The sequence below is a fragment of the Psychrobacter sp. SHUES1 genome (assembly GCF_001652315.1).
In the GTDB taxonomy this organism is placed as follows: Bacteria; Pseudomonadota; Gammaproteobacteria; order Pseudomonadales; family Moraxellaceae; genus Psychrobacter; species Psychrobacter faecalis.
Window position 1 is genome coordinate 45473 of record NZ_LXWA01000008.1, and the last position, 13844, is coordinate 59316.

The following is a 13844-nucleotide window of genomic DNA, read 5'->3' on the forward strand; positions in this document are numbered from 1 at the left end:
TCTCTATCAGACTTTGGCGAGTGAGCTTGAGCGTGATTGGCGCAGTATCGTCAATAGCAAGATTGCTTAGAGGCGAGCGTTGTCCGACGGTGAGTAACAGCCTTGATAATCTCTAAATAAAACTATTTAGTAAATTCATAGGAAAGTTAAGCTTAAGTTCTATTTTGCTTGAAACACGAAAATAAATTTAAGCGCAACTTCCTCATGCCAGAAATAAATCGAACGTACTGTTAAATTATTAACCTTTTCTAATAAACTTACAGAATCTATATTTTTTAAAAATGTATTTGAGTCTTATCAGTATTATGATAAATCATCTGTTTCTGTTGCGTAACTCTGGACAACAGTTTATGTATATGCTTTGGGGTTATCAATATTTTAGCTTCGTCTACAAAAGTTTTTTCTAAAAGCTTTAGTTTAAAACATTGATTTGTATAATCCAATGCATCTAAAAAAGAGGAGTTTGATGTAAGGTGACCTTTACCACCCCTAGTAATTAAACAGTATTTAAACCTTAAATTAAAAAAGTCTTCTCTCTTATATCCTAGTATGTTTACCCAAAACAAACAAAGTTTTGAAAGGGTGTCATAGCACTTTAATCTAATATTTACTCTAGATTTCTTATCACTAGGCCATTGTTCTTTAAATTCAATTAGGTATAGCGTGCTATTAGACTCATCAAATAAAATTGTATCCGTTGAACAACTATGAGTTACTTCTAGCTTATCAGCTGTAAGAGCAGGAATATTATCAACATGAAGAGCTTTGAAATTAATATCTAAAAAATATCTGTCATTAGATACATTGTATGAAATTTCCTGTATTGATGCTAAAGATTCAGAATAATGTTCATTTAGTCCATCTATTAATTTCTGTTCATTAGAAATTTGAGACATCCTCTTGCTCCTCCATTAAAGAATATAATGGTTCTGATAATGCCTCAATAATTGGATTTATATTACCATTAGTATCGTTAATAATACTTTTATCTTCTTCTTTAGATGTAAAATAAAACTTAGTACCTTTAAGTTTTTCTTTATCACTATATATTTTTAATGCCTCTAACATATAAGGGCTATGAGTATTAATAAGTATATTAGTACCTTGGTTTGCTAAGCTAACTATTGCTTGTGCATACAGTTTTTGCCACTTAGGATGCAAATTAGTTTCAGGTTCATCAATAATTAATATTGAATCCTTATTTATGAATCTTCCCTTGTATAATAAATCAACAATTGCAATTGATTTCATTCCTGATGAAACATTATTTGCTGTATAGCTTTTCTTTTCCTGAAAAAGTTCAAAACTACGACTTTCAGTATTAAAGTCCATAAATCCCTTATAGAAACCACTCGAATCCCAATTACAGTTTGAACCAATTTCATCTGTAATATTTTTACTGCCATCTATTTTTGAACATAGGTCGATAACATGATACGGCAAGTTCAATTCAAAATTATTTCTACGCCTAACAGTATTGATTGTTGAAATCCTATGGATAATCTGTGATATTTGAAACACATATGGACCATCGATTAGTGTTGAATCTTTTATTGGTAAATTATTTGATGTACTGTATTTCAGAACTTTTTTATTATTAAAATCTAATGAAAAAACTTCCTCTCCTTCATCATAAAATGATAAGCTCGCTTTTTTAACACCTTCTTTCTTATACAACAGGTCGTTTGAGAACTCACTCTTTAATGCTTGAAATATAAAATCTTGAATAGGCTCTTTTTCCAAATTTTGGTATTGATCATTTAATAAATCTTTTATTTTTGATATTTTATCAAAATCATCTTTATATTCCTCTTTAAATTCTTTATTTTCATCCTCTTTAATTAAAAATAATATGTTGTCAATAAGAGATGAAATTAGATCTACATCTATACTATTTACATCAGCAGTCCGTCTTAAATGTAAAACTGTAATTTGTAATTTCTCAATTAATTCAATTAGTGAGTCTTCGACTGGAAAATCTATTTGGGAAATTCTTCTAACGTACAGAGATAGTGCATCATAAATACTACGAAACTTATCATATTTTTTGAGCTGATAGTCAGTTGCAAAAAAAGAGGATGCCTGACCAACAGCATAAACAACTTTAGCAATAGTTGTTTTACCTGAATCATTTTCACCACATATAATACTTAAGTTGTTAAGTTCAATCTCTGCTTTTTCAATACTGCCAATATTCTCAATTATAAATTTCATGAGTTATAACCTTTAATTACGCTTCAGCGTGAATTTGACAAGAAATACTTGCAACAATAACATAAATTTTAAAAAAATTTGTTATAACGCTTTCAACTGCTCCATCTGCGCCGTTATCGCCGTCAACTGCCCTTCTAACTCAGCCAGTTTCGCCTTCTCAGCATCGACTACTTCCGCAGGTGCTTTACTGACGAAGCCTTCATTGCTCAGCTTACGCGCGATACCGTCGGCTTGACCTTTCAACTTATCATATGACTTACCCAAGCGAGCCAGCTCAGCGGTTGGGTCAATCAGTCCTTTCATGGGAACAAGGACGCGTAGCTGGCCAACCATACTTGATGAGGATAGTGGCACCTCATCACCGTCTTTTAGAATCGTTAAGCTCTCCACTTTCGCTAATGCCTTAAATTGATTGGCAATACGCGATAGACGCTGCTCTTCTTCACTTGAGATATTTTGTAGTAGCACGGGCAAGCGCACCGCGTTACCGAGTTTCATCTCGCCTCTGATATTACGGACGCTCGCGATGAGCTCTTGTAGCCACTCCATATCGGCTTCGGTTTGCTCACTGATTTGCGCAGTATCGGTTTGTGGATAGGCGGCAATCACGATACTATCGGTATTTTTACGACCCAGTAGCGGCGCAACCGTCTGCCAGATTTGCTCAGTCAGATACGGCATAATCGGATGGCTAAAGCGTAGCGCGGTCTCAAGCACATGCAGCAGCACATAGCGGATTTGCGCTTTACGCTCGCTTGATACTGAGTCATCATTGAGGCTGGCTTTGGCAAGCTCGACATACCAATCACAGTATTCATTCCAGATAAATTCATAAATATCATGGCTGACCATATCAAGGCGATACTGAGCAAAGTGCTGATGGATATTGCTAATCGTCGAGTTTAGACGACTCATGATCCATTTTTCTGGTAATTCCCACACCTCAGGATTTGCCGTTTGGTCAATCGCTTGGGCGTTGCCTTCTTTATCGATACAATTCATCAGTACAAAGCGGCTAGCATTCCAAATTTTATTACAGAAGTTACGATAGCCCTCAACACGTTTTAGATCAAAGTTGATATCGCGACCGGTACTAGCAAGGGAGGTAAAGGTGAAGCGCAGCGCATCGGTACCGTAAGCTGTGATACCTTCTGGGAACTCTTTTCGGGTTTGCTTCTCAATCTTTGCCGCATCTTTTGGATTCATCATATTGCTGGTGCGTTTTTCAACCAGCGTTTCCAAATCGATACCATCGATCAAATCAATCGGATCTAAGACGTTACCTTTAGATTTTGACATCTTCTGACCATTGCCATCACGTACCAGACCATGAACATAAACGGTTTTAAACGGTACTTGCGGCGTGCCATCTTCGTTTTTGACAAAGTGCATAGTCATCATGATCATGCGTGCGACCCAAAAGAAGATAATATCAAAGCCGGTGACCAACACGCTGGTTGGGTGAAAGGTTTCAAGCACACGCGGGTCAGCATTAACGTCTGCCCAATCAAGCGTACTAAACGTCCAAAGACCAGAGCTAAACCAGGTATCGAGCACATCATCGTCTTGGCGCAATTTTACGTCGTCGCTTAGATTGTACTTAGTGCGTACTTCCGCTTCATCACGGGCAACATAAATCTCGCCAGTCGCATCGTCATACCATGCAGGGATACGATGTCCCCACCACAGCTGACGGCTGATACACCAGTCCTGCAAGTCGGTCATCCACGCCATATACATGTTTTTGTATTGCGCAGGAACGAATTCAATTCGGCCATCTTCTACGGCATCAATCGCAGGTTTGGCAAGCTTACTGACGGCCACGTACCATTGATCGGTCAACCATGGCTCAACAATCGTACCACCACGCTCAGCACGTGGGGCTTTGAGTGCGTAGTCTTCGATATCCTCTAGCCAGCCTTGCTCACCTGCTTGCTCAACTAAGAATTTACGCGCGGCAAAGCGCTCAAGCCCAGCATAGTCACTTGGCGTCGTCTCCAGCGTTGGCTCACGCGTCTGCAAGTCAGGGTAGACTTCCATGGCTGGTAAGATATTGGCGCGCTCATCTAAGATATTAATCAATGGCAAGTTATGACGACGACCCAATTCATAATCGTTAAAATCATGCGCGGGCGTGATTTTTACGCAGCCTGTGCCAAAGTCTTTTTCGACATAATCATCGGCAACGATAGGCACAACGCGACCAGTAATCGGCAAGGTAATGGTTTTGCCAATCAAATGCGCGTAACGCTCGTCCTTTGGATTGACGGCAACGGCGGTATCGCCCAGCAAGGTTTCAGGGCGTGTGGTGGCAACGACCAGATAGTTTTTACCCTCTTGGGTCGTTAAGTCTTTATCGGTGAAATGATAGCGGAAATGCCATAAGCTGCCTTTTTCATCAACGTTTTCTACTTCTAAATCTGATAGCGCGGTTTGGAACTTAGGATCCCAGTTAACCAAACGCTTACCACGATAAATAAGCCCATCATCATATAGACGAACGAACACTTCTTTGACCGCATTGGATAAACCATCGTCCATGGTAAAGCGCTCTCGCGACCAATCAACCGAGCTACCAAGGCGGCGAATCTGCGTGGTGATATTGCCGCCCGACTCTTCTTTCCACTCCCACACTTTATCGATGAAATCTTCGCGCGTCATATCACGGCGCTTCAAACCTTGCGCCTCCAAACGACGCTCAACCACCATCTGGGTGGCGATACCCGCATGATCGGTGCCCGGTTGCCATAACGTATTATCACCATCCATGCGATGATAACGGGTTAGTGCGTCCATGATGGCATTGTTAAAGCCGTGACCCATATGTAGTGAACCGGTGACGTTCGGTGGCGGCAAGGCGATAGAGAACGACTCGTCTTTATCAAAGCTTGGCTTAAAATAACCGCTTTCTTCCCAGCCTTGATACATGCCTGCTTCGACATCGCTTGGATTGTAGGCGTTCTCTAATTGACTTAGGGCGGCCTGAATCGATTGGGTCAGGTTGCTCTTGGTGTTGCTCTTGGTATTATCAGGGGTATTAGGAGTACTCATAATAGAATGGTCTTTTATTAAAAATGAAGGTGGTCAAACAAAGTTATCGAAAAATAGGGAAAATAATTAATAGAGTGATTTTAACGCAGATGGGCAGATTTTGTTAGATGCTAAGGACATTTATCAGACTTCAATAGCGGCAGGGGCCAATTTACAACAGTAATCGGCTGAACACTCAACACAATAAACGCTGCGCATACGCTAGAATAAAGAGAAACTTAAATTATCATCAGATAAACAGCGAGCCGACCGTGTCTAAAGATAGCGAGCACAACGATAACAATAATAGTAGCAATAGCAGCCACTCTAAAGCTGAAAAAAGAGAGGATGTACGCTGCTCTATAGCTGCTGAAGAAAATAATGCTGAAGACAAAGTAGAAGGCGATACTGAGGCGCAGAGCGACTCCGATACCACAGGAAACTTAGAAGACGAAGACTTTTCTGAGGATATTAGCGAAGAAGACAAAGAGACCATCAAAAAAGTCGCCAACGATGACAATTTTAGCCAAGCAAAAAGCTATGCCAGTATCTTGGTTGAGCAGGTGATGGATGCCAGAGAAACCTTTGAGCGCTCGCTTGGCTCGTTATTTACCAGTGCTTTTACCGCAGGGCTCGAGATTGGCATCAGCTTCTTTATGATTTTATCGGCTTTTGCGCTTTTGAGTGGCGTGCTACCCAGTCATTATGCGATCGTCCTCGCTTCCCTACTTTATCCGATTGGCTTTATTATTGTCGTCATTGGTCAATCGCTTTTATTTACCGAACAAACCTCGCTGTTGAGCCTGCCCGTTCTCAACAAAATCGAACCCTTACATAAGTTGCTACGCCTTTGGGGCATTGTCATCGCCGGTAACGTCGTTGGTGGCTGTTTGTTTGCCGCTTTGATGATAGGCCTAGGTTTAAATATGCAGCTGTTTAGCGTCAGTGACATCGATGCCTATGCCGAGCATATCTTAGGGTTTAGATGGTGGGTGATATTTGGTAGCGCCATCTTGGCAGGCTGGATGATGGGCGTTACCGCCTGGCTTGTGACCTCGGCGCGTGACACCCTTAGTCGCATTGTTTTGGTGACCTTGATTACTGGCAGTATTGGCTTTTTAGGTTTGCATCATAGTATCGTCGGTAATATCGAGATATTTTCTGCTTTGCTTTATGGCAATACCGTTAGCTTAGCGCGCTATTTGCTATTTTTGGCGGTGATATTGGTTGGTAATACCGTTGGCGGGGTGGTATTTGTCGCGGTCCTAAAAAACCGTACCTTCTTATTTGATATTGCTAAAGTCAAAGAAGAAACTGCCAAAGACAAACCAAACGAAGTCAACAATATAAACAACCGTATAAACACTCGCCGTCCTTATTAACAATAATTAGCAGTAAAATCCTCAAGCTAGTTTCCCGTAACAGATTTTAAGCATTTAAACCTGTTGTGGGATTTTATGAACGAGTGATATATAGTAAATTCCATTTAGAAATGTTATAGGACTGCTAGAATAAATTTTTCGAAGCCTCTGGAGTGCGAAGCACACAGCAAGCGAGGAAAATTTATTCCAGCAGAGCGCTATTTTAAATGAACCACTTTTATATTGAATTGGCTATAGATGCTTAACGTCTGTCTAAATCATTAGCGTTAAAGCATGCGCGCGGCTAATACACTGCTTTCTATTTCAGATTTTCTCAGTTTATTGTGTCGCGCGCTAAATATGCGTACCAAAATCCCTGCCGTTAAGAACATTACCAAGGTATAGATGGCTGGCATCATCGACATATCGTAGTTTGATAATAGTGTCAACGCCATAAATATCGATAAAGTACTGTTTTGGAGCCCGACTTCTAACGTGACCGACGTTCTTTGCGCCAAGTTTAGACCAAACCATTTGCTACTATAATAGCCAAGCGCCATGGTTGAAAGATTCAATATTATCGACACAGGGCCGGTAGCGATAAAGGCATCGACGATGATATCGCGTTGCACATAGCCCAAAAATAGCACTAAAAATGTTAAAAACAGCACGCCAAAGCGAGACACATAGATTTGTGAGCGATCGGCGACTTTTGGCGCGTAACGCTTAATCAGCATGCCGATACTAATAGGCACAATCGTTAGTAGCACCAAAGTAAGCACCGTTTTTAATACGGGCAATTCAAACGCGCTACCGCTGCCCATAAAATAAATCAACGAAAAGCTCAGTACAATCGGAATGGTAAATACCGTGATAACGCTGGCAATTGCGGTCATCGTCACCGACAGCGCCACATCGCCTTTGGCTAAATAAGTAAATAAGTTTGAGGTAGTGCCGCCCGGACACAGCACGAGCAGCATAACGCCAACGGCATACTCTGGGCGTAATGGCATGATATTGGCTAAGGCAAAGCCGATGATTGGCAGTAGTATCAGCTGATTGGTCAAGCCTATACCTACAGCTTTGGGATACTTTAACACCCGTTTAAAATCATTGGTGACGAGGGTCAAGCCCATGCCCATCATGATTAAAAACAAGCAAATAGGAATAATAATTGAGTTTACTAAAGTGACTAGCGCCAAACTTTCCATAATGACATCCCTGTAAATGTGACCTACTCCTAGATCAACTGCTAATGATTGAGCGATAACGGCTTAGCATTCCTTGCTAAGGCTGGTTAATAGCGGCTAACGCTTAGCATCAACGGCCATCACTCATTGTTATGCTGAATTGCTGTTATATAGTCAAAATATCCTAAAAACGCTAAGGTATTGCTGATATCAATTTTTTGTAGCCTCTGTCTGCGTAGACACAGCAAGCAAGAAAAATTGATATCAGCAGTGCGTGATGTAATATTACTTTTCACTCACTATAGCTTTTATGAGAGTGCTTATAGCATAAAAGTCAGCAAAACATATAGCGAGTATATAGCGCAAATGTCATACATATTTGCTTTATTCAGCGACTCATCAGTCAAGTGTAAAATGTGGGAATAGAGTAGAAATAGAAAGGGTTTTAGTCAGAGTAAATAAGAGGACTTGCCAGAATGTTTAATATGGTTAGGGTTAAATGACTTTGAAGGATCGAGGCTTTATCAGAATTCTCACAACTATGGACGGCGGTACCATAGGCAATGGCTTCGACCATACTGCCCAACTGATTGACATTACTGACTTCAAAACGCAGGCCATAAATATGATTATAGCCTTTCGCCTGCGCTTGGCTACGCATACGTACGGCGGCTTCACGGCGCGCGCGGTCGAGCAAAGTTTCATAAGTAGTGAGATTTTTACCAAAGATACTTAGAACGCGAGCAATGACCATTTTAAAATAATCTTGCGCAATCACCACGCTGCCAAGTACCAATTCACCCTCAGTATGAGCTGCAAGTTTGGGTACATAAAAGCGCTCGGTCGAGACGACAATATGGCCAAGCTCTTTTTCAGCGATTTTTAATTGTGCCAAATGCTGACGCTCATGCCGTGAGCCAAAAAACCAGCCGACCACAAATAACACCAGAAGCGGCGCGTAGTTGATGAGCATTTGGGTAAGAGAATTATTCATGGACCGTCTCGAGCGTCAAAAAGCATTGCTGCTTTTTTTACTGGTTAATTAACCAAAAGGATTGAAACGTGGCAAATCATCAGCAGCGGCGGTTGGGTTTTTCGGTGCTGCTTGGTCGTGATTTTGCAAACCTGTAGGACCAGAAGGAGTGCTCGGCGGTTGATGAGATGACGGCGAAGAGATGGACTGCTGCGACATAGGAACCGCTTTAACCGCGGTACCATAAACAAACAGCTCAGAAGCGCCTTGGGCAATGCTCGAAGTCGAAAACCGCAAGCCTACCACGGCATCAGCACCCAAGGCCTCTGCCTTGATGACCATACGATCGATCGCTTCTTGGCGTGACTCTTCTAACAGCTCGGTATAGGCTGTCAGCTCACCACCAACGATATTTTTTAGCCCAGCGAACAAATCTTTGCCCACATGCTTTGAGCGCACGGTACTGCCGTAGACGACATCTAAGCGCTCGGTAATCTGATAGTTGGGTAAGTGCTCAAGGTTGGAAAGTTGCACAGTCATGCTACAGCCTTATTGGTGACTTATATGAATTTAATGAAGATTGATGGTGTCAGTGCATAATAAACAATCAATATCGTTGAAACAAACCCTGCTAGTCATTGGTATGAAACAATAAAAACAGCTCGGTCAAATTGCCTTCGATGCTATTGGCCATTTGCGCCATTTTATCTTCATCAGCGCGCATTTCGGCAAGCTCAGGATCTTCATCATCGATACCGCTTAGCACAATCATCGGTAAGGTTAAGACCGCCACATCTTCTGCGGTTTCTTCATCTTCAAACCAGTCACTGGCTTCATCACCATACATCGCATCGACAAAACCAATCGACCAAGCAACGATGTCAGACTCTTCTGAAAAATCGACCGCCACTTCTTCATCACCCGCATCTTCACCAAAGGGTAGCTCGATCGGCGTCTCGTTTTTTAGCTCAGCCATAATCGAGTCGCGCCAGCGCTGAATACCGTCAATCACATTTGCAGGAATGTCACTGACGTGACCTTCAAATAGCGCATCTAGCCAATTTGGCAACGGACGACCAATAACTGTCGCGGTCAAAAAACCATGGGTGGCAACACTATCCAGCACGAACTGGCTCTCATCATTGTCCAAATAGTCTAATAATTCATCGAAACTGAGTGGGTTATTCATAGCAGGGAGTCCTTGGCGGCTAGATTACGGCGTACGCCATACATGAGTATGACAACATAAAAAGAGCTGATTGCAGCATCATTTTTAACAATTTAATATTATTAAAAACCTCTAACAATCAGCTTAGCACAATATACTTAACATGATGATTGCTTATCTGTGTAACCAGTTAACAACTTTCGGCTAACACAAGCCATTATCTCTACTTTGCCTGATTATCAAGCGGCAAACTTAAAACGAAAATAACGGGTTAAATATCGTCATCATCCCAGTCATCGCCATCTTCATCAAAATTATCGATGTCATCAAGATCGTCTTTGAGCTCTTTTTCTAGACGTTTTTCTTCTAGTAGGTTATCAATCAAACGGCGTTTTTCAAGGCTACTTAAGCGCGTACGCACACTGGTTTCAGCCTCTTCCACCATCTTGGCGTCGTCATCATCGACAAAATCGTCATCAAAATCGTCATCAATATCAGCGTCACTCATGACAAACTCCTATCGTTTTTCGGCAAAGGTATTAAAAATACATAAATATATATATGCCTTATAAAGTCTCTCCCAAGCGTTGTCAATCCTTTTTATCACTATAACAACGTTATGCTCAAAGCTAATAAGCACACAGGCATTTATCTTACAGGCAATTGTATAGATTCACTGACGTCTAAAGTGACAAATTTACCCCTGCTCTTCTGTCTCTTCAATCATCAATACCGCATTACGTACATCAGCCAGCCGCTGAATCATGGCATCATTACCGCCATCGAATATCGCACATTCGCGCTCATAAACGGTCGTTGGGCGCATGACGCTTTGGAGCTGCACATGATGATTGATTTGTTTAATGCCCGCATTTGGTAGCAAAATAAGCATCTGCTCTTTTTTACCGACGCTCTCTAATAAATGACTCATCGCCTCAACTTGCGCATTGTCACTGACACCCGCTTTCGCTGGTAAGGCAAATCTAGATAGCTCGATATGCTTATCGTGGATAATTTTATTGAGCATGAGATACAGCTTAGCGAGCATCACCCCTGCCAATGCTACTTTGGCATGGCTATTATCTGCCTTTAGCATCACATAAGCGCCGCTTTCATCAAAGTGTGGCTCATTAATCGCGCTGACCCCAAGCAATAATGGCTGCTTCAGTAATTCGGTCACCGCTTGATTTAATAACTGCGTACATAATGCCAAATAAGGCAGGCGCTGCGACGGCGCTAAGCGCTCGAGCATATTGAACTCATCATGAAAGACTATCTGGACGCTGACACTATCAAATGGCCGGTTGGCAGACAGCCGAGCCATACCATTAGAGCCATTAGAGCCATTAGGCTTATGGCTGTCATGATTGTTAGCATTGCCAGCAGTCAGTTGGTCCTGTAGATTGTCCGCGCCATCGTTACTCATAGCATGTGCATTGGTGTCACGAGTCGCATCAAGCTCAAGATTTTGACCTTGCTGCCCTCTAACGTATTGATTGACCGCACTATGAATATCCAGCTTACGCGGTAGGTCTGATTTATCAACATTTGGATTGCGGCTGGTAGCCGCGGCATTGGCGGCACTAGCGGATTCTGTTGACACATCTTCTTTTTCTTCGCCACGCTCAAGGTTGCGCTCATAACCGCGCGCAAATTCGCGCTGATCGATCTGCCTGTACTGCTCGCGATGTAAATCTTGAATAGCGCGGCTTAGGGCATTGATTTGCTCTTTGGTTGGGCGCGCAATATAACCATAAATCAGCCATAGCAATAAATGCAGCAGCATCGAACCAATCACAAACGGCCACTGCATGGCAATAATCTCACCCTTGCTAATGTCTTTGAGGGTCAAGGCCACGCTACCGATGACTGCATCGCCTTTGGTGGCGATTTGGCTAATGGTATCGCCTTGCTGCATCGGTGCATTACCGACTGGCACCAAGACATCGCCATTATTGTCTTTAATCAAAATGCGCGTGACATCCTGCTCGCTGGTATAACGATTGGCTATGACGCTAAGGCTGACGCGGTCTTTATTTTCTAAAGATAAGCGCGCTTCATCAATAAGCTGAGCGACCATTTGCTCGCCCTTTTGGGCACGGCTATTGCTCAGCTGCTGATCGGTACTGATGACCAATAATAGGGTCTGCAAACAAAAACTAACCAGAAGAATAATGGCAAACAACCCTTGCCGCGGCGCTAAATACGTCATGATATGGTAAACTTTTTTGGATAAATGGAAGTAAAAAAAACGAGGCTAAGGCTCATTTTCTAGAAGTGTATGCCGCTCTTAATTTGTCTATTTGTTTTTTGCTTAATTCACTAGCGCCGCCACTCAATCAATAGTATTACAGTATTTAAACGCATGGCACCTAAACAGATGACACTGAAACCAATACTATTGATAAGACCTTGCCATCGTACAGCAGTTTTGTTGTGCAATTATGTTTGGTTCATACATTTACCGACAAATCGAGCTCTTATTTTCTCTACTATATCATCATAGTAAGGGTTATGGCGTTAGCGAATCGCATAAATTTATTGTAAGAACTTTCTTCTATGCGGCGGCGCTTTTTAGGCCTGTTAATTGGGTATGCTAAGCGTTTTTATCAGACTGTGAGACTTTGTACCTCACCTATAGGCGCTGCCCAGTAAAGCTGCTATTATTCCCAATCTTATATCAGCATACAAGGGACAATTGAGCGATGCAAAAAAATACATCTTACTCGTTACCAAAAGACAGCAAAGCTTGGCAACAAGCGGTCGATTCTGTAGCCTCATTATTGCCTGAAGGCACAAATCTACATGATTTTGATGCGCTACAATCCTTGCCTGTGTTTGCCTTAATTGTGGTATTGCCGACGCATGTATCTTCGCTCGATATTCATCAATATGTGCAGTCTTGGGTCGATGAGCAGCCAAACTGGCACTTGGTCACTGTCGCAGAAGACGCCGACGCCAATTTTGTCGATATTGAGATTGCTGATATAGATACCACGCAGCCATTTGCCAAGCGCTCGTTTATTGATGTGCAAGTGTTCCGCTATCTGCTGGTGCCCGTCACCGATACTCTCATGCACCCTGCTAAAAAGACAGCAGCGGCGCACATTATCGATGACCAATTGACCACCCGTCTGCGCCACGAGTTAACCGAAGACTATAAAAACTCGCAAACTACCATAGGTAGCGAGCATTTAGATGTGGTCGACTGTCATATCTTGTCGGTCGGTCATATGCTACGTACCCATAAGCTGGCCTGTTTTGATATGGATTCGACCTTGATTGAACAAGAAGTCATCGTTGAGCTGGCAAAAACTGCGGGGATTGGTGAGCAAGTTGCAGCCATTACCGAAGCGGCGATGCGTGGTGAGATGGATTTTGATGAATCCTTTGCACAGCGCGTGGCGTTATTAAAAGGCATATCGACCGATGTGCTCGATGATATTTGTAGCCGTTTAACCTTATCAACAGGCGCGCTGACCACTATCAGCGCCCTTAAAGCCTTGGGTTATCATACCGTCTTGGTCTCAGGCGGCTTTACCTACTTTGCCCGTTATATCGCTGAGCAACTAGGCATCGATGAAGTCCACGCCAATACGCTAGATATCGAAGACGGCGAAGTGACCGGTCATGTGCAACTGCCGATTATTAATGGCGCCAAAAAAGCGGCGATTGCTGAACATACTGCTGAGCGCTTGGGCATTGATATGTCACAAGTGGTTTGCGTCGGCGATGGTGCCAATGATTTACCGATGATGGCGCTAGCGGATTTGGGCGTGGCGTTTAATGCCAAACCCATCGTTCAAGCGCGTGCGGACGCTGCGGTCAATGTTACAGGGCTTGAAGGCGTGCTTTATGCGCTTGGCTATCCAGCCTTTGCCCGCACTAGATAACGCTTAACCATTCTA

Annotated in this window: 11 protein-coding genes; 2 read left to right on the top strand and 9 right to left on the bottom strand. The window is 42.6% G+C overall.

The genetic code is table 11. The features are described 5' to 3' along the window. Positions 1 to 275: 275 nt before the first annotated feature. The 3 genes from A7325_RS00265 to A7325_RS00275 all read right to left on the bottom strand — a co-directional run bounded on the left by A7325_RS00265 (position 276) and on the right by A7325_RS00275 (position 5265). Positions 276 to 896: a hypothetical protein gene (locus A7325_RS00265; RefSeq protein WP_068403601.1), complete on the bottom strand. Its 621-nt coding sequence runs from the start codon at positions 894 to 896 to the stop codon at positions 276 to 278. Next, on the bottom strand, positions 880 to 2214 hold the full coding sequence (locus tag A7325_RS00270) for an AAA family ATPase (RefSeq protein ID WP_068403604.1): 1335 nt from the start codon (positions 2212 to 2214) through the stop codon (positions 880 to 882). The genes A7325_RS00265 and A7325_RS00270 overlap by 17 nt, the downstream gene beginning before the upstream one ends. 81 nt (positions 2215 to 2295) lie before the next feature. Beyond that, complete coding sequence (locus A7325_RS00275; RefSeq protein ID WP_068403607.1) at positions 2296 to 5265, bottom strand: valine--tRNA ligase; 2970 nt, start codon at positions 5263 to 5265, stop codon at positions 2296 to 2298. Positions 5266 to 5516: 251 nt separating this feature from the next. On the opposite strand from A7325_RS00275, the gene A7325_RS00280 reads away from it, so the two are divergent. After that, positions 5517 to 6626 (top strand): formate/nitrite transporter family protein, encoded by a 1110-nt coding sequence (locus A7325_RS00280; protein ID WP_068403609.1) that lies wholly within the window; start codon positions 5517 to 5519, stop codon positions 6624 to 6626. 266 nt (positions 6627 to 6892) lie between these two features. On the opposite strand, the gene A7325_RS00285 is transcribed toward A7325_RS00280, so the two are convergent. The 6 genes from A7325_RS00285 to A7325_RS00310 all read right to left on the bottom strand — a co-directional run bounded on the left by A7325_RS00285 (position 6893) and on the right by A7325_RS00310 (position 12148). Then, on the bottom strand, positions 6893 to 7816 hold the full coding sequence (locus A7325_RS00285) for a bile acid:sodium symporter family protein (RefSeq protein WP_068403611.1): 924 nt from the start codon (positions 7814 to 7816) through the stop codon (positions 6893 to 6895). Between the two features lie 424 nt (positions 7817 to 8240). Continuing rightward, on the bottom strand, positions 8241 to 8789 hold the full coding sequence (locus A7325_RS00290; RefSeq protein WP_068403612.1) for a YbjQ family protein: 549 nt from the start codon (positions 8787 to 8789) through the stop codon (positions 8241 to 8243). A gap of 48 nt (positions 8790 to 8837) precedes the next feature. Further along, positions 8838 to 9308, bottom strand: coding sequence for a YbjQ family protein (locus tag A7325_RS00295; protein ID WP_068403613.1), 471 nt, complete (start codon positions 9306 to 9308; stop codon positions 8838 to 8840). A gap of 91 nt (positions 9309 to 9399) precedes the next feature. Continuing rightward, complete coding sequence (locus A7325_RS00300) at positions 9400 to 9957, bottom strand: UPF0149 family protein (protein WP_068403615.1); 558 nt, start codon at positions 9955 to 9957, stop codon at positions 9400 to 9402. 250 nt (positions 9958 to 10207) lie between these two features. Beyond that, a complete protein-coding gene (locus tag A7325_RS00305; protein ID WP_068403618.1) occupies positions 10208 to 10444 on the bottom strand; it encodes a PA3496 family putative envelope integrity protein in 237 nt (78 codons plus the stop codon). Between the two features lie 189 nt (positions 10445 to 10633). Next, positions 10634 to 12148: a hypothetical protein gene (locus tag A7325_RS00310; RefSeq protein WP_068403619.1), complete on the bottom strand. Its 1515-nt coding sequence runs from the start codon at positions 12146 to 12148 to the stop codon at positions 10634 to 10636. Positions 12149 to 12641: 493 nt separating this feature from the next. On the opposite strand from A7325_RS00310, the gene serB reads away from it, so the two are divergent. Beyond that, positions 12642 to 13829 carry a phosphoserine phosphatase SerB gene (gene serB / locus A7325_RS00315; protein WP_068403621.1) on the top strand — a complete coding sequence of 396 codons (1188 nt, stop codon included), beginning with the start codon at positions 12642 to 12644 and terminating at the stop codon, positions 13827 to 13829. Positions 13830 to 13844 lie beyond the last annotated feature (15 nt).